Below are 20540 nucleotides of genomic sequence, written 5' to 3'. Positions count from 1 at the left end.
TCCGATGATGTCTCATCGCCACAGCGTTGCTGATGATTTTGCTGCTTCCTTCCATGTCTTCTCGAGTAGTGCGGCTTGCTCGTCGGCGATGTCGAGTTCGCGTCGGTACACCATTCCCAAGCTGAAACTGGTGAGTGAGGTGTGCTCGTGCTCCGACGCCATTTCCAGCAGATGGTGACCGGCGACAACGGAATCCTGGTGCTCGCCGAGAACATCCTGGAAGTGGTTGAAATGCTTGAGCGCTCGTTTGGCGCGATGCTTGTTCGACGGTTTCATCACTTCGATCGCGTACTTCATCCGCTTGGCGCCCTTGCGCGCTCGATGGATTTTCTCGTCGCGGTCCGCGCGTGACGTCGCTTCGGCGACTTTGTCGACTCGTTTACCGACCTTGTGCGAGAGATGCTGCAGGGTGTTCGCCAGTTCCTTGGAGGAGATCTTCTTGTCGGTGCGTCGACCGATCGCGTCGAATTCCAGATCGACGACGTACGCGTCGAGGTTCTCGAGCAAGGTCAGATAACGTTCGGAATTCAGTGTGTCGAGTGCAATTCCCTGGGCGGTTTCTGCTCGGGCAGAGAAGTATTCGTCGATCCGGGCCCGTACGGCTTCCTGCTCGGGCATGTCGATTTCGCCGAGGCGGTCGACCAGTCGCTGCCACTGCACCTCGACGTCGCGGGCATCACCGAACTTGCCGCCCAACCACCGTAGGTCGTCGACAAGTGCATCGGTCCGCGGTGACTGTCCGGCGTACGACTGCAGTGCGCTGCGAATCCGACGCGCGGCGACGCGAAAGTCGTGAACGGCTTCCTCGCTGCGCCTACGGGTTCCGAGATCCGCGTCGGTGAGTGCGCGGATCTGTTCGATCAGGTAGTTGCGCAGCAGTATCCGAGGGGTGGGTGACTTCGTGGTGGTGGCTTCGGGTGCGGAGTGCGGTGTCACGGAGGTGCCAAGCGCACGTTTCAGCTTGGACGGGCTTTCCGAGCGCTCGAGGCCGGCGCCGAACAGCAGGGTTTCGATGGCATCGGCCAGTGGTTGCCCGCCCGCTCCTTGCTCGACCTCGACTTCTTGCCACGTGGACTCTCCGGATCCGTCTGCTTTGCAGGCAATTACGGTGTCCGAAACAACTTCGGCGAGAAGCGTGCCGTCGGCGTCGTTGAGCCTGGTGCGCTCGCGGTCGGTGATGATCAGGGCGACGGGTACCAGGTCGTTGCCACGAATGATCGCTCGGACCAGCGTTGACAATGCTTCGGGTACGACAGTTCCGTCGTCGGGCGGCAGTTGGATTTCGGTTCGGGCATCACCGGCGCCAGGAAGTTTCATATGCCAGCCGGCGTCGTCGCCACCCTCACGTTTGCGCAGCGTGATCTTCTCGGCGAGCAACCGATAGTCGGCGGTGTCGAAGTACGTTGCGGAGAGTTGGATCGAGTCGTGGACCGGTGCGCCGGCTACCCCGGGCAGGTTGTCCAGTGCCGGAACTTCCTGCTCTGCAGGTGCTTCGTACTTGCGCTCGACTTCCTGGACAGCTCCGGGTACTGCATCGGTCTTGCTCATCTGATCTCCTTGTGCGGTGCGATGTAACTGCGTCCATCCTTGTCGGTAACGATGGCGCAGGGAAGGGCGAGCGCTTTCAGGTTGGCCATGCGAGCGTCAGGCGGCTTTCGAATCGGCGGGTTTCGCCGCTGACGGGGTCGTCGAACTCGAGCACACGGGACAGCAGGCGGAGTGGGTTCGAATAGTCTTCTGCAGCAACATCGTAAAAATCCGGGTAGAAGTTGTCGCCGTGGATGGGTAGTCCCACCGATGTCATGTGCAGACGGAGTTGGTGCGTCTTGCCGGTATGGGGAATCAGTCGATAGCGCGCAAACTCGCCGTGAGTTTCGATCAGTTCGATACGCGATTCGCTGTTGGGATCGCCGTCGATCTCGCGGGCTTTGAGTACTCCGCGTTCCTTCACGATGCGGCTTCGCACGACGGTAGGCGTCGCGACGTCGGCGTCGTAGCGTGCGATTGCTTCGTATTCCTTGGAGACGAGGCGATCGGCGAACATCGTCTGGTAGCCGCGCCTGGCCTGCTGGTGCACGGTGAAGAGGAGCAGCCCGGCAGTTACGCGATCGAGTCGATGCGCCGGACTGAGCTCGGGGAGGTCGAGGTCTCGGCGAAGTCGAACCAACGCGGATTCCGCGATGTAGCGTCCGCGCGGAGTGCTGGCCAGAAAATGAGGCTTGTCGACAACGAGGATGTTGTCGTCGCGGTACAGGATGTCGATCTCGAAAGGAACTCGTGCTTCGATTGGCGGGTCGCGGTACAGATAGACGAAGCGGCGAGGCGCAAACGCGGTTTTTTCGTCGATTCCGACGCCTTTCTCGTCAACAACCTCGCGGGCGGCAACTTTCTCCCGCAGTCGCACAGCGTCCTGCGGGAACCGCTCGAGTAGATAGTCGAGCGTGGTTTCCCACGTTCCCGTGTCGGGTTGACGGATGCGGCTGGGGTTGAGGCCGTCGCGGACGGGGAGCGGAGATCGAGACACATCTTCGACGGTAGCGCTCTGGCCGGGTATTCGAGCCATCCACGACAGATCGGGCGTGGGTAATCGAGAATCAAGCTTGTGACGTCGAACACCGCACAGTGCTGACCTGCGTATTCGGGCGTTGATGTTACGGATAAGCGTGCCGACGTAACCTGAACGAAACTGCGAGCTAACCCACAGTCTGCGACTATTGGTCGATGACCGAGCCTCGCCTTCCCACAGCTGTTCACGACAGATTGGCACAGTTGCTCGACCCCGTCGATTCGAGACTCGCAAGCCAGTACCCCGGCAACCGCGACGAGATTCAACCGGTGCACACCGTGTACGTCAGTGCTGCCGACGCAGGTGTCGATACTCCGCGGTCGTGGGGTGAGCAGGCAATCGAACTGCTTGATGCCCATGTTGATGTTCTTGCCGATCTCGACACCGAGAATGCACTCGACGATGTCCGTGTTCTGTTGGGTCGCACACCCGTCCAGGACTTACGGATCGATTTCGAAGACGGATACGGGCGACGCGAGGACCAGGAAGAGGATGCCGCCGCGCGGAACGCAGGTCGGACCCTGGCAGCGATCAGTGCGGACCCGAACGGTCCGAGTTGGTGCGGCATCAGGTTCAAAGGAATGCCGGCGAGTGAGCGTCGGCGATCCATTCGCACTCTCGAATTGGTTCTGGACGCCGCCGGTGGAGTGCCAGCTGGATTTGTATTCACCGTTCCCAAACTTCGTGCGGTAGAGCAGGTTACCGCGACGGTGCTGTTGTGCGAGGAGTTGGAGAAGGTCCACGGGTTGGCGACGGGATCCCTTCGATTCGAGCTGCAGATCGAAAGTCCCCAGGCTGTGATTGCTGCGGACGGAACCATTGCGGTTGCGCCGGCTATTCACAGCAGTGAGGGTCGACTGACCGGATTGCACTACGGTACTTACGATTACAGTGCCGCGTGCGGAATCGCATCGCGCTTTCAATCGCTCGAGCATCCCGTTGCAGATCATGCCAAGGCGGTGATGCTCGCCGCCGCCGCTCAGACCGGGGTGTGGGTGTGCGACGGTTCCACGCAGATTGCCCCGGTGGGAACGCCGGACATGATTCACGACGCCATCACTCGGCATCATCGGCTTGTCATGCGATCGCTCGAGCGTGGCTACTACCAGGGCTGGGACATGCATCCCGGGCATCTGGTGACGCGATGGCTCGCGACGACAAACTTCTACCGCGGAGCCTTGACCGCCGCAGCGCCGCGAATTCAGGCCTACCTCGATCGTCAGGGTGGGAGTGCGATGGACGAGCCGGCAACAGCGCAGGCATTGGCTGCCGTTGTCCTGCGCGGGCTGGACGCGGGTGCCTTTGCCGAGGCCGGCGTTCTTGCTCTTGCGCCCTCTGCCGATACAGCCTCGCTACGAAGCTTGGTGGGACGAACCACTGTCAACACAGGAGTGAACTGAATCTATGACAACCACTGATTTCACCGCTTATCCGGACTTGGCGTTGCGGACGCTTGGCGGCGCTGTGATCTGGGCGAATGACGAAGCATTTGCCGAGCGTGAAGCGTTGATTCGACCGGGTAAGGCGGGATACCAACCCGCGACATTCGGCCATAAAGGGCAGGTCTACGACGGTTGGGAAACCCGTCGACGTCGCGTCGCCGGCCACGACGAAGCGATTGTTCGACTCGGTGTTCCGGGCGTCGTCCACGGCGTTGTGGTTGATACTGCGTGGTTCAAGGGCAATTACCCGCCCGAGATTTCGGTGGAAGCGATCAGTGTCGACGGGTATCCGGATCCGGCAGAGTTGGCGCTCTCGGCGCAGTGGCAGACGATTGTCGAGCGCGCCGCAGTCTCTGGTGACTCGGAGAATCCGTTCGACGTGAGCTCGGATCAGCGCTGGACCCACGTCAAGCTCACCATCTACCCGGACGGCGGCGTTGCCCGCTTCCGTGTGCACGGTGAAGCACGCCCGGACCCACGGTTCCTCGATGCCGGGCCGCTCGATCTTGCAGCGCTCGAGAACGGTGGACGAGTAACCGACTGTTCCAACATGTTCTACAGCTCGCCGCAGAACATTCTGTTCCCCGGTCGAGCAGCATCGATGGGTGACGGCTGGGAGACTGCGCGTCGCCGCGACGACGGAAACGATTGGGTGCAAGTGCAACTCGCCGGCGAAGGTTCGCTGAGTTTTGTCGAGATCGACACGTCGTACTTCCTCGGCAACGCTCCAGGCGCCGGCGCGCTAACTGGACGCACGCCGAGCGGCGAATGGATCGAATTGTTGCCGCGCACCACGTTCCGGCCGGATACGCGTCATCGCTTCCTGATCGAGAGCGACGTCCCGGTAACCGATGTACGGTTGGATGTCTTCCCGGACGGCGGGCTCGCTCGACTGCGTGTTTTCGGAACTCTGACACCGGCAGCTCGAGCTGTGCTCGACGGACAATGACGGTAAAGTTGTTGCCATGAACAACTATCCGCGTGACATGGTGGGGTACGGCAAGAATCCTCCCCACCCGCATTGGCCCGGCGACGCGCGGATTGCGGTCCAGTTCGTGCTCAACTACGAAGAGGGCGGCGAGCGTAACGTCCTCGACGGTGATGACGTCTCGGAGACGTTTCTGTCGGAAATGACTCCGGCAGAGGCGTTTCCGAACCGCCACATGAGCATGGAATCGCTGTACGAGTACGGATCTCGCGCCGGATTGTGGCGAGTTCTCGGGATCTTCGAGCGACGCAATCTCCCGCTGACAATTTTTGCGGTGGCGCGTGCCATGCAGCGTAACCCTGAGGCGGTCAGCGCTTTTGGTGAACTCGGTCACGAGATCGCGTGCCACGGACTGCGGTGGTTGTCGTATCAGTCGTCAGGCATCGAACGCGAGCGCGCGGATATGGCCGAAGCCGTCGACATCCTTCGGAACCTGACTGGGTCCGCCCCGCTCGGGTGGTACACCGGACGTGATTCACCGAACACCCGTGAGCTGGTTGTAGAGCATGGCGGATTTGTCTACGACTCGGATTCGTACGCCGACGACCTGCCGTATTGGGTCGACGTGCCTCGAGGCGAGGAGTCGGTGAAGCATCTGGTGGTTCCGTACACACTCGACACCAATGACATGCGATTCGCCTCTCCGGCCGGCTTTCCCAGTGGAGATCAGTTTTTCGCGCATCTGCGTGACGCCTTCGACGTGCTCTACGCCGAGGGGACCGCCGGGGCACCGAAAATGCTGTCGGTCGGATTGCACTGCCGCATAGTCGGCCGCCCCGCCCGCGCTGCGGCCCTCGAGCGATTCCTCGACCACGTGCAGTCACATGAGAAGGTGTGGATTTCGCGTCGGATCGACATTGCTGAGCATTGGAAGGCTGTCCATCCCGCCTAGGGAGGGCGTCCTGCGCAGCTAGAGTTCGTACGCCGCCAGGCATTTGGGTTTCTCGGGCTCGTGGCGTGGCTTCGGAATGATTTCGCGCACGCGACTGACTATTCGAGACGTAGTCTACGAACTGACAATTCTTCGATGAACGCCGCTTGGTGTGTTGAATTGTTGGCCTGGACTGCTGCAGCGCAACGTGATTGGAAGCATGCAGCGGTTATGCTTGGCGCCGCGGCGATGTACTGGCAGAAGATCGGACGGCCGCTCACCGGACTCTCCACGTTGTCGCGGTACCGCGACAATGCCAATCAGGATACCCGAAATGATCTGGGGGAGAGTGCTTTCGGTAGGGAGTTCACAGAGGCTTTGTGATGTCCGAAATGGAAGCTGTTGCGTATGCACTCGACGAGCATCGCAGCGCCCCGGCTGCAGCGTCGACCGAAGCAATTCGACTCACTCGTCGGGAGTGGCAGGTCGCAGAACTTGTTGCCAGGGGCCTGACCAACCGCGCGATTGCAGAGAACCTCTTCATTTCGGTGCGCACTGCCCAGGGGCACGTAGAGCACGTGCTGACAAAACTGGGATTCACCTCGAGAGCGCAGATCGCGGCTTGGGTGGTGTCGAATGCGCAGGAGAGCGAGTCGCGATTCTCCGACCACGAGCAGCGGTGAGCGCTTCTCCGGGTGCTGATCGCGGGGGTAGCGTTGGTCTTATTGCAATCGCAGAAAGCGAGACGGTCGATGGCACCCGCTGTGCGCGGCGAAGCCGATCAGCGCGTGATCGGGAATCTGCCCCATGAGCTGACCAGTTTTGTCGGTCGTCGACGTGAGTTGTCCGAGGCCAGAAGGTTGTTCGAGGACTCGCGTCTACTGACCTTGACTGGCGCCGGCGGAGTAGGTAAAACACGACTGGCCATCCGTCTGGCGAGCACGGTGCAGCGAGCGTTCCGCGACGGGGTCTGGTTGGTGGAACTGGGCGAGCAGACTGATCCGAAATTACTCGACGACTACGTCGCAGTGAGGCTCGGTGTGCGGCCGGTCTCGTCGGATCCGCTGCACGCGATCATCGACTACTGCGCGGACCGGAGTCTGCTGTTGGTGCTCGACAACTGTGAACACCTGGTGGATTCTGTTGCGCGGTTTGCCGGTGAGATTCTGCGTCGGTGCGCCGGGGTGAAGATTCTGGCGACGAGTCGAGAATCGCTGGGAATGGGCGGTGAGGTGACGATGCGAGTTCCCTCGCTCACGACGCCACAGCAACAGTCGCGCGAATTCGAGGGCCTTGCCCAGTACGAATCCGTGTCGCTGTTCACCGAGCGCGCGGCGTCCGTTGTTCCGGGCTTTGTGCTGACCGACGAGAACAAGGATGCTGTTGCTCGGATTTGCCAGGATCTGGACGGATTGCCGTTGCCGATCGAGTTGGCGGCCGCCCGTCTGCGGGGTATGTCTGTGGAGCAGATCATGAATCGGCTCTCGGATCGTTACCGTTTCCTCACCTTGGGTGGACGTGGCGCACCGAGTCGTCAGCAGACGCTTCGTTTGTCGATTGATTGGAGCTATGACCTGTGCTCGCCGCTGGAACAACGGTTGTGGGGAAGGCTGAGCGTGTTCTCGGGTGGGTTCGACCTCGATGCTGCCGAAGGTGTGTGCGGGCAGGACATGAGTTCGACGGAAGTGCTCGATATCGTCACCGGCTTGGTCGAGAAGTCCATCCTCATTCGTGAGGAATCCGACGGTGTCGTTCGCTACCGTCTTCTCGATCTTCTCCGGGAGTACGGGAGTGAAAAGTTGGAGGCCACCGGGGAACAGTTCGACGTGCATCGCCGCCATCGCGATTGGTTCGAAGATCTTGCTGTCCGAGCGGATTCCGACTGGATCAGCAGCAGGCAGGCCGAATGGATCGCATGGTTGAGGCGTGAACAGCGCAATGTCGACGACGCGCTGGAGTTTTCGATTTCGACGCCAGGACAGGTGCGGTCTGCGACTCGAATAGTTGCCGCCTTGTACCAACTGTGGGTGGCTGACGGCCTGATCGGCCCGCTGCGGTACTGGGCTGATCGAACCCTTGACGCCACAGCCGCCGAGACGGACATGTATCGCGCGGACGTCTTGTGCGGAGGCGCAGCGGCGCATGCGATGCAGGGCGATTACTTGCGTGCACGCGAATTGGTCGACGAGGGTTGGCGCCTTGCCGAGGTCGTGGGAGACGTGCGTTCGCGAGCCCTGGCAGCGTGGGCGGACGGGTACGTCAATGCATCTGCGGGTGAATTCGACACTGCTACAGTGAAATTGGAATCTGCTCTGGCGATGTCTCGCTTCGACGAAGATCTGCAGTACGTGGTGATCGGTTTGGGCGTCCTCGGTCTCGCATATATTCTTGCCGGTTCTCTGGAGCGCGCGGTGGAGTGTTTCGACGAGTGTCTCGAGATCACCGTGCCCCTGCACGAAGTGACGTATCAGGCCCAGACACTGGGGTTTCTCGGACTCGTTGCGTGGCTTCGGGGTGACTTCGCGCGTGCGAGTGACTATTCGACACGTAGTTTGCGAACTGACAATTCTTCGATGAACGCCGCATGGTGTGTTGAATCGTTGGCGTGGACTGCTGTAGCGCAACGTGATTGGAAGCATGCAGCGATTCTGCTCGGCGCCGCGGAGATGTGCTGGCAGAAGATCGGGCGGCCGCTCACCGGGCTCTCGAGGTTGTCGGGTTTCCGCGACAAGGCGATGAAGAGTGCTCGAAAGGCTCTGGGGGAGAGTGCTTTCGACAGGGAGTTTCACAGAGGCTTTGTGATGTCCGAAATGGAAGCTGTTGCGTATGCACTCGACGAGCGTCGCAGCGCCCCGGCTGCAGCGTCGACCGAAGCAATTCGACTCACACGCCGCGAGCAGCAAGTTGCGGAACTCGTGGCTCAGGGCCTCACGAACCGCGCTATCGCAGAGCGCCTCTTCATCTCGGTGCGCACCGCTCAGGGGCACGTGGAGCATGTGCTGACAAAACTGGGATTCAATTCCCGGGCGCAGATCGCGGCGTGGGCAGTTTCTCACGCACACGAAGAGGAATCGCAAGGCGCTGCGCGATCCGTAGATCGGCCGTGAGGGCTTCTACTGCAAAACACCAGGTCGTCACCGCAGTGCCCGAAATGCAGGTACAAATCCAGGTACCGATCCAGGTAGTTCGGCCGTCGCTCAGACGTCGGATGCACGGCAGTGTCGAGGTCGACCGAGTGCCAACCGCACTTTCCGACCGAGAAACTGGATCCGATCATGCCCGTCAACACCGCCGACCCCAATGCGTCCATCGAATGGGACACAGCCGTGGTCGACTCGCGACGCGTGGACTTCGCGGCAGGCGGGGACGGCGAGTTGGTTGTTTTTCTGCATGGGTGGGGCTTGTCGCCGCGTGCGTATCGTTCGTCGCTTGCATCGCTGGTCAATAGGGGTTTTCGCGTGATCGCGCCCACACTTCCCGGACTCGGCGGCAGCGCAGAACTCGAGCCGAGCGATCGCACTTTTGACGGCTACGCGAAGTGGGTGGGTCGATTTCTCGACGCGATCGGGGTGAACAGTCCGGTAACCGTCGTGGGACATTCGTTCGGTGGTGGAGTGGCGGCAGCGGTGGCACATGATCGCCCGACCCTGGTTTCCCAGCTGGTGTTGGTGAACTCGGTCGGTGGTGGTGCGTGGTCACATTCGTCCGGGCGCGAGTACCCGATCCGTCAGCGACCGCTGTTGAATTGGTGCGGCTCGGCGATAGCTGAAGCGATTGCGACCTTCCCGGCCCGTGGACCTATGCAGTTGCTGTTGGACGAAGTAGTTCCCAATGCGGTCCGCAATGCCGGTTCGTTGTGGCGCACGGCGAACCTGGCCAGGAACGCCGATCTCATCGCACTGTTCGAAACGATGGCAGAACGTGCGATGCCGGTGTCGATGCTGTGGAGCGTCGGCGATCAGGTGATCCCACGCGCAAGCTTCGACGCGATTCGTGCCGCCCTCGTAGATCCTCGAGTTCACGAAGTTCGTGGCAACCACAACTGGCTGATCGACGACGCCGAACTGTTCGGGCAGTTACTGACGCACGTGCTTTCCGATTCGGCCACAGAACTCGTCGGTTGACCGCCAACTACCGTGTATCTTCGAATCCATGAACAGGCAGGGAACGGCGACGCGATCGTTGTTGCTGCTTCTGCTGCCGTTCATCGCTATGCTCGCTACTCCGCCGCTCGGTTCATCGGGCAGTGCCGCGGTTCTGGGAACCGCGATTGCGGTTTTTGTTGTTGCCGCGTTGGCGACGTCGCCCCGCAGCGAACTTCTGCAACTGTTTGCGCGCTCGTCGAGTGGGCCGGCCCGTGACGAGCGTTGTCTGCGTGGGTCTTTCCGCAGGCAGAGCAGCCCGGACGCCCCGGGGCGTCCGCAGCCCCGAGCTCCGGGAATCGGTCTGTAGTCTGACGCTGCGCGGGTGAGAAACCCGTCGTAGGTCGGTCAGCGAAGCTCAGCCCACGACCATTCCCCGCGCTCGCATTCTGCTCGAGCGTGCCTCTTGGTGAGGTTCATTCATCATGCTTGATTTCATCTATTACCCCGTATCCGGAATCTTGTGGTTCTGGCACAAGGTTTTCTCCCTGGTTTCGGGAGCACCCGACAGCGGTGTCGTCTGGGCACTGTCCGTGGTGTTTCTCGTCTTCACGCTCCGAGCGATTCTTTTCAAACCGTTTGTCAAACAGGTCCGCACGCAGTTGGTGATGCAGAAATTACAACCGCAGATCAAGGCATTGCAGAAGAAGTACGCCGGCGACAATCAGAAGCTTGCCGCGGAGATGGCAAAGCTCCAGAAAGAACACAACTACAGCCCGCTGCTCGGATGTTTGCCGATGCTTATTCAGGCTCCGGTCTTCATCGGCCTGTATCACGTTCTGCGGTCGTTCAATCGGACGGGAGCGGCTACCCACGTCCCGTTCCTCAGCCCTACCGAACCCATGTCCATCGCCGACAACGCGAACACTGCGAACTACTTTTTCAGTGCCTCGGATGTGCAGTCGTTTCTCGATGCGAAGCTGTTCGGGGCGCCGCTGTCGGCGATGATTTCGAGTCCGGCCGCGCAATTGGAGGCGTTTGGCGATGTGACCCGGCTGTCCATAGTTCTGGTCGCAGTTCCGCTGATGATCTTTGCCGCGGTGGCGACGCACTTCACGTCGCGGGCATCTATCGCGAGGCAGGTGGACACCGGGACCGTCAACCCGCAAACGGCGATCATGAACAAACTCGCGTTGTGGGTGTTTCCGGTCGGAGTGGTTGCCTTCGGTGCGTTTGTGCCGGTCGCGATCCTGATCTATTTTGTGAGCAACAACTGCTGGACATTCGCGCAACAGCATTTTGTGTACGGCCGGATTGCGGCGGAGCAGCGCGAGGCAGATGTGCAGATCCCGCCAGGCTCCGCGTCCACAGCGCCTCTTCCTGGTGCCAAGCCGACCAAGGCAAAACGGAAATCGTGACGAAAATCAGCACTCCCTACCGGCTGGTAACACACGTACGCTGGATTTCATGACCAAGTGGACTGCAGAAGACGTTGTCGATCAGACCGGCCGCACGTTTGTGGTGACCGGGGCCAACAGTGGGTTGGGGGAGGTAGTTGCACGGGCATTGGGCAAAGCGGGCGCAACCGTAGTACTTGCGTGCCGCGACACATCGAAGGCTGAACCCATTGCGGCGGAGATCGGTTCCAACGCGGTGGTACGGCAACTCGATCTTGCGGATCTCGCGTCGGTGCGGGCATTTGCCGACGCCACCGACGCCGTCGACGTTCTGGTAAACAACGCCGGTGTCATGGCGATACCGTTTCGCCGGACTGTCGACGGTTTCGAAATGCAGATCGGCACAAACCATCTGGGGCATTTTGCGCTCACCGGCTTGCTGAAGGACAAGCTGACGGATCGTGTCGTGACGATGTCGAGCGCACTGCACCAACTGGGAACCGTCGATCTCGATGATCTCAACTTCGAGCATCGCAAGTACAACCGGTGGCTGGCGTACGGGCAGTCCAAACTCGCCAATCTGCTGTTCACGTACGAACTTCAACGCAAACTGGCTGCGTCGGGTTCGCCGCTCAAGGCATTGGCGTCGCATCCGGGGTATGCGTCGACAAACCTGCAGGGCCACACCGAGTCCGTCTTCGACAAGCTCATGGGCATCGGCAACCGGATCATCGCGCAGTCTGCGGAGATGGGCGCATTGCCGGAGCTGTATGCGGCAACCGTTCCTGATGCATTCGGCGGCAGCTATATCGGCCCGGACGGTCCGTTCGAGCAGCGTGGATACCCGAAAGTTGTTGGCTCGAACAAGAAATCGCACGATACCGAGACCGCAGCGGGCCTGTGGACGCTTTCCGAGAAGTTGACCGGAGTGTCGTTCGGACTGTGACGCCGATGGCCGCGAACCCAGTGGGATTCGCGGCCATCGCAGCAGTTCCGCTGTTACAGCAGTTCCGCAGTTACAGCGTGACAACCATCTTGCCGGTGTTCGCGCCGCGCATCAGATCGATGAACGCCTGCGGGGCATTGTCGAGACCTTCGACTATGGTCTCGTCCCACGCAATCTTGTTGTCGGCGAGCCACCCCGCCATGTGGGTGCGGAACTCGGGGCCGAGATGGCGGTATCCGCCAACCAGGAATCCGCGCAATGTGAGCTGCTTGCCGATCGCTGCCGCCAAGTTGCTGGGGGCAGTGGGCTTTTCGGTGGTGTTGTACTGAGCGATGGCTCCGCACATCGCGATTCGGCCGCCAGAATTCATGGCGTCGATAGCCGCCTCGAGATGTTCACCGCCGACGTTGTCGAAGTAGACGTCGATTCCGTCGGGTGCGGCAGCAGCGAGAAGTTCGGTGACCGGTCCGTCGTGATAGTCGAACGCGGCATCGAAGCCGAGTTCGAGGAGACGAGCGACCTTCGCCGGAGAACCCGCGCTGCCGATCACACGCTTGGCACCCAGGAGCTTTGCGATCTGGCCGACCAGTGATCCGACGGCTCCTGCTGCGCCGGAGACGAATACGGTGTCACCTTCTTTGAACTCGGCAACAGCTGTCAGTCCCGCGTACGCGGTGAGGCCCGTCATGCCGAGCGCACCGAGGTAGGCCGTGGCTGGGGCAATGGACGTATCAGCGGGAGTGACGGCTGTCCCGTCGAGAATCGCGTACTCGCGCCACCCGAGGCCGTGGACAACAACGTCTCCGACAGTGCGATCGGCGGACTTCGAGGCGATAACCTCTCCGACTGCGCCCCCGTCGAGAGCTGCGCCGATCTGGAAGGGCGGCAGGTACGACTTCACGTCGTTCATGCGTCCACGCATGTACGGATCGACCGAGATCGCGATGTTGCGCACCAGGATCTGGCCGTCTTCGAGTTCGGGAAGCTCGACCTCGACTGTGGAGAAGTTCTCGGGGGTCGGCCAACCGTTCGGCCGGGATGCAAGGTGGATCTCGCGGCTGATTGTGGGGGTGGAACTCATTAATCGTCCTTACTTACTTCGAGGGTGACCTCGATGTTGCCGCGAGTTGCGTTGGAGTACGGGCACACCTGGTGCGCCTTCTCCGTCAGCTCGACGGCCTGTTCATGGGGCAAATGGGGAAGTGAAACTTCAAGCGTCACAGCAAGTCCGAAACCGCCGGCGTCGTTCGGGCCGATGCCGACGCGAGCGCCTACCGCAGAGTCCGCAACATTGGCTTTCTCCGCTCGGGCGACCATCTGCAGTGCAGAGTGGAAGCACGCCGCATATCCGGCGGCAAAGAGCTGCTCGGGATTGGTGCCGTCGCCGCTGCCGCCCATTTCCTTCGGGATGGCCAGGCCGAGATCGAGGCGTCCGTCGGAGGTGCGGGCGTGGCCGTTGCGACCTTCGCCGGTGGCCAGTGCTTCTGCGGTGTACACGATGTTCATGGCTTCTTCTTTCCGTCGACAGCGTTGGATGTTTGAAGGTGCTTGCCTAGCCGGACCAGGACTTCCCGGAGTTTCACCAGTTCGTCGAGATCAAGTCCCGTTGCCTCGGCGAGCGTGCGGGGTATGTCTTCTGCCTTGCTGCGCAGTGCCAAACCGCTCTCGGTCAGGTGAATCTCGACGCGGCGCTCGTCACTGGTCAGGCGTCGGCGCTCGATGAGCCCTTGGCTTTCCAGTCGCTTGAGGAGCGGCGAGAGAGTGCCGGTGTCGAGATCAAGGGCGTCGCAGATATCCCGAACGCCGCGGCCGTCGCGTTCCCACAGTGTCAGCAGGACCAGATACTGGGGATACGTAATTCCCAGGTCCTCCAGCATGGTTCGGTAGGCGGCCGTGGTTGCTCGCGACGCCGAGTAGAGGGCGAAGCAGAGTTGGTGTTCGAGGGCGAGCGGGTTGGTCACAAAAAACACTGTAGCGCACAGTTTAGTTGTGCACAACCTAGCTGTGCAAAATCTATCTTGGGCGCCTGCGGTCGTTCACGGAGTATTGACACGCCTGCCACCTGTCCGACGCGTGTGGACGGTACTTCTGAACGATGAGCGATTCGACGGAATATGACCTGGTTGTCATCGGCTCCGGCCCGGGCGGGCAGAAGGCGGCAATCGCGGCCGCCAAGCTGGGTAAACGAGTGGCCATGGTCGAGAAGGGGAACATGCTCGGGGGAGTGTGTGTCAATACCGGCACCATTCCGTCGAAGACGTTGCGGGAGGCGGTTCTCTATCTGACCGGCATGAATCAGCGCGAACTGTACGGCGCGAGCTACCGGGTGAAGGGGAACATCACACCGGCGGATCTGTTGGCTCGAACGCAGCATGTCATCACCAAGGAGATCGAGGTGGTGAGATCACAACTCTTGCGTAACCGCGTCGAACTGCTGGTCGGGGTCGGGTCATTTGTCGACGCGCACACCATCCTCGTCGAGGATGCTTCGCGCGGCGACAAGATGACGATTACCGCGAAGTTCGTCGTGATCGCCACGGGCACACTGCCTGCGCGTCCGGCGGGCGTCTCGTTCGACAGCCACCGAGTTCTCGATTCCGACGGAATCCTGAATCTGACGTCCATTCCCGGCACCATGGTCGTGGTCGGCGCGGGGGTTATCGGCATCGAATACGCGTCGATGTTCGCAGCGCTCGGCACCAAGGTCACCGTCGTGGAGAAACGAACCTCGATGCTGGATTTCTGCGACCCTGAGATCATCGAATCGCTTCGGTATCACTTGCGGGATCTGGCGGTGACGTTTCGATTCGGTGAGGAGGTGACTGCCGTCGACGTCGGCGCCAACGGAACTCTCACCACGTTGGGTAGCGGCAAGCAGATTCCAGCCGAAACCGTCATGTATTCGGCTGGGCGTCAAGGTCTTACCGCGCCTCTGGCATTGGAGAATGCCGGACTCGAGGCCGACGACCGCGGCCGAATTTACGTGGACGAGAATTTCCGCACCAAGGTCGAGCACATTTACGCCGTCGGCGATGTCATCGGATTCCCGGCTCTTGCAGCCACTTCCATGGATCAGGGTCGACTGGCGGCGTATCACGCGTTCGAAGAACCTGGCGCGAAGTTGATGGACTTGCAGCCTATCGGCATCTACTCGATTCCCGAGGTGTCATACGTCGGCGCAACCGAGGTCGACTTGACCGAGGAATCGGTGCCGTACGAGGTCGGGGTGTCGCGCTACCGCGAACTTGCCCGCGGTCAGATCGCCGGCGACTCATACGGAATGCTGAAAATTCTGGTATCCACGGACGACCTCAAGTTACTCGGGGTTCACATCTTCGGTTCGGGAGCAACAGATCTCGTCCACATCGGACAGGCGGTCATGGGGTGCGGCGGTACCGTGGAATACCTTGTGGATGCGGTCTTCAACTACCCGACGCTGTCTGAGGCGTACAAGGTTGCTGCCCTCGACGTGATGAACAAGATCAGGGCTCTCAAGCAGTTCCAGTAGACAATGATGTCAGGTGGCGGTGAATGCGGTTGATCGACGGATTCCCGATCGTGCGCCGGCCTTCGAGCCGCACTCTGCTCGGAGTAGTGCCGTAGTAAGCCTCGAAGGCTCGTACGAAGTGCGGTTTTGACGTGAATCCCCAACGGCGAGAGATATCTTCGACGGACGCGTCGGCGGAATCCGGTGTCGTCAGTTCGCGGTACGCATGTTCTAGTCGCTTACGGCGGATCACCTGCGCAATCCCACCGTCGTCGTTGAACGCACGGTAGAGCTGCGCCCGGGAGACTGCCAGTGCAACGCAGATTGTCGTAGGGCTGAGCCAACTCTCGCCGAGATGATCGAGAATGTACACCAGGGCGCGCGCTCGAAGATCCTCCGGAGGTGCTCGAAGTTGTTGCTCGGGTGCAACGTGCCCCACACTGGCTTTCAGCAGCGATTCGACAACGTTTTCGTACTGCGCCGCGCCAGCGAAGTCGAGGTGGGGGAGTGCGTCCGAGATCGACTGCAGGCACTGCGAGAAAACTACCGCGGGCGTGCCCGTCAGGACGGTGCCGTGCAAGGAGCGACCGTGCGACGAGGCCTCGACGAGTGCACGCGGCACAACCAGACTGATCGTGCGGGCAGTGAGCTGCGAGTGTGTCCGGACGCTCGCGCGAAGCGGTTTGCCTAAATCGACAAACGAGACCTCGTTCGTCCGGACGAGGAAGTCGACACCGTCGGCGTCGCCGCCCATCGCGCCGGCTGTCCACGCCTGGACCACGTAGTGATCGTCCAGTTCGCTTTCCGTGATCAGTCGACGGTTTCGTACGTAGTTCTGACTGTTGACGGTGGTCTCGCCGATCAGTGACGTCCCGGTGGCAGTACCCGAGATCGTCCCGTGAAGTGGGACATCTCGGCCGGCGCGTTCGGTGACGTAGAAGGGCCGAGTCGCTGCTCGCCAGTAGTCGTCACGGTCCGCCGCGTCCACAAATCCCGTGGATATGTCAATCCGGGGCTCAATCATGGGCACGCGGGGGATGTTATGTGAAATAGGCCAGGTCAGGGGCGCTTTCCGGAAAATAGCAGAGATAAGTGATCGGCGCCACAATGTGAGACAAAACGGGCATGAAGTGGAGACGCTTCGCATTCACACTGCGGTGGACATGGGCCTATGGTCGATACTGTGCGCGGATCTGTGTGGAATTTCTGCTCGGGCCGGGGGTTTGCCTCCCGGTTTCGGGGCGTGCCCGCAGTAGGGCTCGCGTAGTGCCCGGATCGAAGTCGGATCCGATCGACCGCAAGCCCAGAAGTCGTGTCTCCGTGCGCCGCAGGCTGCTGGGGGCCGCGTCGTCGACGCCCCGTGCTCGACTCGTCAAGCTGATGCAATCGCCGTCGGGATTGACTGTTCTCGACGCTCCCCGCGGGTTTGGTAAAACCGCACTCGCCGGGTTGTGGTTGTCGGCCCCGGCTCCATTGCCGAATCGGCCGGTGGTGTGGGTGCCTGCGCCTGATGCGCCCACAAATCACATCGACTACTGGGACAAGGCGCTGACCGTCATTCAGGATTCCTGCGAGGCAGTTCCGAGGCTCGCGGATAATCACGCGCACCCCGAACGCGAGATGCGCGAGTATCTTGCGGCATCGACGGTGCCGTTCGTGGTGGTGTTCAACCGGGTGGATCTGATCGAGGGGCATGGCCTCGGTGAGCGGCTCACTGCCCTGATCGACGACGTGCCGGGATTGAAAATAATTGTCACACTGCAAGATCGAGCATCCGTGGAGGTCCTGGACAACGTCCGCATCGAGGAGAGCCTGACCGTAGACGATTTGCGATACACACCGGACGAAGCGGTGGCACTGTTTTCCGGAGCCGGTATTGCCGTGCCTGCCGATGTTGTCCACTCGATCTGCGGGCGGTTGGCGGGTGTACCCGCGCTGATGAAGGTGGCTGTGGATGTCGTGAGCGGGCTTCCGGAGCGCTCCCGTAGCCGCGAGATAATTATGCAGCGCATCGATCTGGCGCTCTACGGCTACACAAAGCGCCAGGTGCCTCCGAAGGCTGCGCGTACCGAGTTGTCGAATTTCACGCTTCGAATCGCTGCGGCGCGGACTGTTACCGTGGCAACAGCGCAGTTGTTGGTCCCGGGGGTCGACGTTGTCCCGCTGATGAATCGGCTCGAATCGTCCGCCTTGTTGTTCCGCGACCGGCATCGGGAGAATTGGTATTTTCCTCCTGCCGTTCGTGAAGCGCTGATGAGGATCGACGACGAAACCGGCGGTGCTTCCAGGGAGCGGTTGCTCCTACTGTCGCGGTATTGCCTCGACCACGGTGATATCGCCGATGCGGTCCACTACGCAATCGACGCGCAGGACTGGTCGGAGGTCGCTGCCATTCTCAGCCGGCACTGGGCGGATCTCCTGGTAGCGCATTCCGGGTTGCTCCGAAAAGCTATGTGGTCCATGCCGGAAGAGATCATGTCGGCAAGTCGTTCCATGCAGGTCGGGCGCGACATGCTGGAGTTCCGGTTGCGTACACCCTCCGTGGATCTCGACACCTACAACACGGAATCCTCGGAACTTGCGGACGTCGCTGCGATGACCGACGTGCTCGCCCAACTGAACAGCGGAACGGTTCAAGTTATCGTGTTGCGCGCATCGGGAGAGCACGGGCGATCAGCCGACGTCGCACGCACTCTCGTCGATATCGCGGACTATCTGGATGTCGGCCGGATCGACGAGTTCAGAAGTCAGCTACCAGCTCTGCGTCTGATCTGGGGTGTCGCATTTCAACTTGTCGGCAATGTCGACGACGCAGCCACACAATTGGCGATCGCATACCAGGATGCGCTTCACAGCGGTCCACGTTTTGTTGCGCGACATTCAGCCGGCAATGCGGCGCTCAATGAGGTTCTGCGCGGCAGACTTTCGGAGGCGTCGCAATGGCTTCTCGCGGAAGGGGTAGAACCCGACGTTCCCGGGTGGCTGGGACCGCCGTCCCATATCGGCGGCGCAATCGCCCGGCTCTTGATTGCGTTGGATACGTTGGATCTTTCCGCGGCTGCTGCGGCGATCGAGATTCTCGACGGTATCTCGCCGGCTGGCGACGTGTGGGCCTTCGAAGCGTATGCCAGGACGCGGTGGGCATTGGCTCGGCGCGATCCTTTCGCGGGGCTGGTCACTCTTCAACGCGCCGGCGCCGCAAACGAACCGCCCGTCAACTGTGGCGTCTCGAGCGGTGCTGCAATGCTGAGCGCCGCGCGCATCGATTTGCTCCTGGCCGCCGGTGAAGGCGCCAAGGCAATTGGCGAGGCTGCGGTTCTCGGGAACCGCTTGCCGATAGTGCAGGTCTCGGCGGCACGTGCCTACTTTCTGACGGGGAACCCTGAGCGAGCCCTGCAACTATGCCGGGCAATCGACTGGAGCGCAGATTTCTATCCCAGGGTGCATACCGAGGCGAAACTGGTAGAAACCGCGGCATATCACAGTTTGGGCGAGTGGTCGGATGCCGGCGATTCCTGGTCCAGGGCTTGTGAATTGGTCGAGCGCACCGGTGCTCTTTCCGCGTTCTCGACAATTCCGCGACGAGTGATCGAGGATCTCGAAATGCGCGCACCATCACGTAGCAGCTCTGTTGTCGCTTTTCTCGAATCCGAAGCGGTAGAGATGTATCCCCCGACAATCGAACGCCTGGTCCTCAGCAGGCGTGAGGCAGAAGTGCTCCGCGGATTGTCGGACGGACTGCCCATCGCCGATATCGCCCGGAAGCTCTTTGTCACCCAGAACACGATGAAAAGTCACATTCGGCGGTTGTACCGAAAGCTCGGTGTCCATTCGCGTGACGAGGCGGTTGCCGCGGCACACCGGCTCTCCTTGCTCGGCGCAGAACCGGTGCGCCAACGGTTCTCACCGTAGGTTGGTCTCCGCGTACACGGCCATCGCTTCGCGGATCAGCTCTGCCGTACCCGGACCGTGGACGTCGTAGTTGGCGCGGAATCGTGGATCGTCGACGTACATCTGTCCCAGTCCGATAAATGCGTCGGCGCTGGGAGTCTTTCCCTGCCAACCGGTTTTGACCCAGTTGAACTGGCGGTGGGTGATGGCCTGGACGGTGTCGGATTCGGGTCCGAGCCCGTCTGCTGCGGCTTTGCCGAACGCCGCGGCGATGTCTTTGTGCGCGTTCAGGTGAGACGTCTTCTCCTGCTCGGACATCGAGCGCCACCACTTGTCGCTGCTGGTGTATACGTCGCTACCCCACCGTTCGATTACCTCGTCTTTGTATTGAGCGTGGTCGAAGCCGTCGAACACTTCTTCAGGCATGAGTGGTATTCCTTTCTCGGTCTTTATCAATGTTGTTGTCACCGAATCGATCTGGCGACAAATCCGGGCGCGTTCTTGTTCGAGCAGTTCGAGGTGAGTGTGCAGGGCGGTTGTTGTGTCTCGTTCGCCGCCCAGAATCTCCGCTATGACCGGCAGTCCTAGGCCGAGTTCACGCAGTAGCAGGATTCGCTGAAGCCGAACCAGTGCTGTGTCGTCGTAGAAGCGGTATCCACCTGCTCCCGTTCGATGGGGTTTCAGTAGTCCCAGGTCGCCGTAGTGGCGCAGCGTTCTGCTGGTGGTTCCCGCAGCTTTGGCAAGCTCTTGGATGGACCATTCGGTCACTGTTTTCCACTCCCTTCCTCTATCGGTGCGCTGTATCCATTGTGTAAGTTGACGTAACGTCAAGGTCAAGGGGAATTTTGCACCTGATTTCCGCGGTCGTCA

The 20540-nt window shown here is 60.8% G+C and carries 19 protein-coding genes; 12 read left to right on the top strand and 7 right to left on the bottom strand.

Annotated features, from left to right (window positions below; translation table 11 throughout):
• Positions 1-12: 12 nt before the first annotated feature.
• Both EEB13_RS24290 and EEB13_RS24285 read right to left on the bottom strand, forming a co-directional pair.
• Positions 13-1548 (bottom strand): CYTH and CHAD domain-containing protein, encoded by a 1536-nt coding sequence (locus EEB13_RS24290; protein ID WP_045068866.1) that lies wholly within the window; start codon positions 1546-1548, stop codon positions 13-15.
• Positions 1549-1624: 76 nt separating this feature from the next.
• The gene (locus EEB13_RS24285; protein ID WP_106939840.1) at positions 1625-2524 is read right to left on the bottom strand and encodes a pseudouridine synthase; all 900 of its coding nucleotides are present in this window, start codon (positions 2522-2524) and stop codon (positions 1625-1627) included.
• A gap of 197 nt (positions 2525-2721) precedes the next feature.
• On the opposite strand from EEB13_RS24285, the gene EEB13_RS24280 reads away from it, so the two are divergent.
• The 10 genes from EEB13_RS24280 (at position 2722) to EEB13_RS24240 (ending at position 12292) form a co-directional block, all read left to right on the top strand.
• Positions 2722-3966, top strand: coding sequence for a DUF6986 family protein (locus EEB13_RS24280; protein WP_141486461.1), 1245 nt, complete (start codon positions 2722-2724; stop codon positions 3964-3966).
• A gap of 4 nt (positions 3967-3970) precedes the next feature.
• Entirely contained in the window at positions 3971-4957 is a 987-nt protein-coding gene (gene alc, locus EEB13_RS24275) for an allantoicase (RefSeq protein ID WP_141486460.1), read from the top strand.
• Positions 4958-4973: 16 nt separating this feature from the next.
• Entirely contained in the window at positions 4974-5888 is a 915-nt protein-coding gene (puuE, locus tag EEB13_RS24270) for an allantoinase PuuE (protein ID WP_141486459.1), read from the top strand.
• A gap of 135 nt (positions 5889-6023) precedes the next feature.
• On the top strand, positions 6024-6251 hold the full coding sequence (locus EEB13_RS32110) for a hypothetical protein (protein WP_261984639.1): 228 nt from the start codon (positions 6024-6026) through the stop codon (positions 6249-6251).
• On the top strand, positions 6251-6550 hold the full coding sequence (locus EEB13_RS32105) for a response regulator transcription factor (RefSeq protein ID WP_261984638.1): 300 nt from the start codon (positions 6251-6253) through the stop codon (positions 6548-6550). Before EEB13_RS32110 ends, EEB13_RS32105 begins: the two co-directional genes overlap by 1 nt.
• Positions 6551-6619: 69 nt before the next feature.
• A complete protein-coding gene (locus EEB13_RS24260; RefSeq protein WP_141486458.1) occupies positions 6620-8974 on the top strand; it encodes an ATP-binding protein in 2355 nt (784 codons plus the stop codon).
• Between the two features lie 168 nt (positions 8975-9142).
• Positions 9143-9991, top strand: coding sequence for an alpha/beta fold hydrolase (locus EEB13_RS24255; protein ID WP_141486457.1), 849 nt, complete (start codon positions 9143-9145; stop codon positions 9989-9991).
• A 28-nt stretch (positions 9992-10019) separates the two neighbouring features.
• Positions 10020-10319, top strand: coding sequence for a DUF6412 domain-containing protein (locus EEB13_RS24250; RefSeq protein ID WP_033234006.1), 300 nt, complete (start codon positions 10020-10022; stop codon positions 10317-10319).
• A gap of 115 nt (positions 10320-10434) precedes the next feature.
• Positions 10435-11367 carry a membrane protein insertase YidC gene (gene yidC, locus EEB13_RS24245; protein WP_141486456.1) on the top strand — a complete coding sequence of 311 codons (933 nt, stop codon included), beginning with the start codon at positions 10435-10437 and terminating at the stop codon, positions 11365-11367.
• A gap of 49 nt (positions 11368-11416) precedes the next feature.
• Entirely contained in the window at positions 11417-12292 is an 876-nt protein-coding gene (locus tag EEB13_RS24240; RefSeq protein WP_045068879.1) for an oxidoreductase, read from the top strand.
• 70 nt (positions 12293-12362) lie between these two features.
• Here EEB13_RS24240 and EEB13_RS24235 read toward each other — a convergent pair whose 3' ends face one another.
• From EEB13_RS24235 to EEB13_RS24225, 3 genes are read right to left on the bottom strand one after another with little or no spacing between them, the layout of a single operon-like run.
• Positions 12363-13373 carry an NADP-dependent oxidoreductase gene (locus EEB13_RS24235; RefSeq protein WP_045068881.1) on the bottom strand — a complete coding sequence of 337 codons (1011 nt, stop codon included), beginning with the start codon at positions 13371-13373 and terminating at the stop codon, positions 12363-12365.
• Positions 13373-13798, bottom strand: coding sequence for an organic hydroperoxide resistance protein (locus EEB13_RS24230; RefSeq protein WP_033234010.1), 426 nt, complete (start codon positions 13796-13798; stop codon positions 13373-13375). The genes EEB13_RS24235 and EEB13_RS24230 overlap by 1 nt, the downstream gene beginning before the upstream one ends.
• Complete coding sequence (locus EEB13_RS24225) at positions 13795-14253, bottom strand: MarR family winged helix-turn-helix transcriptional regulator (RefSeq protein ID WP_033234011.1); 459 nt, start codon at positions 14251-14253, stop codon at positions 13795-13797. The genes EEB13_RS24230 and EEB13_RS24225 overlap by 4 nt, the downstream gene beginning before the upstream one ends.
• Positions 14254-14387: 134 nt before the next feature.
• Between EEB13_RS24225 and sthA the strand changes: the two genes are divergently transcribed.
• Positions 14388-15800: a Si-specific NAD(P)(+) transhydrogenase gene (gene sthA, locus EEB13_RS24220; protein ID WP_045068884.1), complete on the top strand. Its 1413-nt coding sequence runs from the start codon at positions 14388-14390 to the stop codon at positions 15798-15800.
• Here the strand turns inward: sthA and EEB13_RS24215 are convergent.
• Positions 15784-16803, bottom strand: coding sequence for a helix-turn-helix domain-containing protein (locus EEB13_RS24215; protein ID WP_141486701.1), 1020 nt, complete (start codon positions 16801-16803; stop codon positions 15784-15786). The two genes, sthA and EEB13_RS24215, sit on opposite strands and share 17 nt — an antisense overlap.
• A gap of 242 nt (positions 16804-17045) precedes the next feature.
• On the opposite strand from EEB13_RS24215, the gene EEB13_RS24210 reads away from it, so the two are divergent.
• Entirely contained in the window at positions 17046-19691 is a 2646-nt protein-coding gene (locus tag EEB13_RS24210) for a helix-turn-helix transcriptional regulator (RefSeq protein ID WP_261984637.1), read from the top strand.
• Here the strand turns inward: EEB13_RS24210 and EEB13_RS24205 are convergent.
• A complete protein-coding gene (locus EEB13_RS24205; RefSeq protein ID WP_141486455.1) occupies positions 19683-20438 on the bottom strand; it encodes a MerR family transcriptional regulator in 756 nt (251 codons plus the stop codon). The genes EEB13_RS24210 and EEB13_RS24205 overlap by 9 nt on opposite strands.
• Positions 20439-20540 lie beyond the last annotated feature (102 nt).

This window comes from Rhodococcus sp. WS3 (assembly GCF_003797085.1).
Lineage (GTDB): Bacteria > Actinomycetota > Actinomycetes > Mycobacteriales > Mycobacteriaceae > Rhodococcus_F > Rhodococcus_F globerula.
This window is presented reverse-complemented; position numbering and strand designations above follow the sequence as displayed.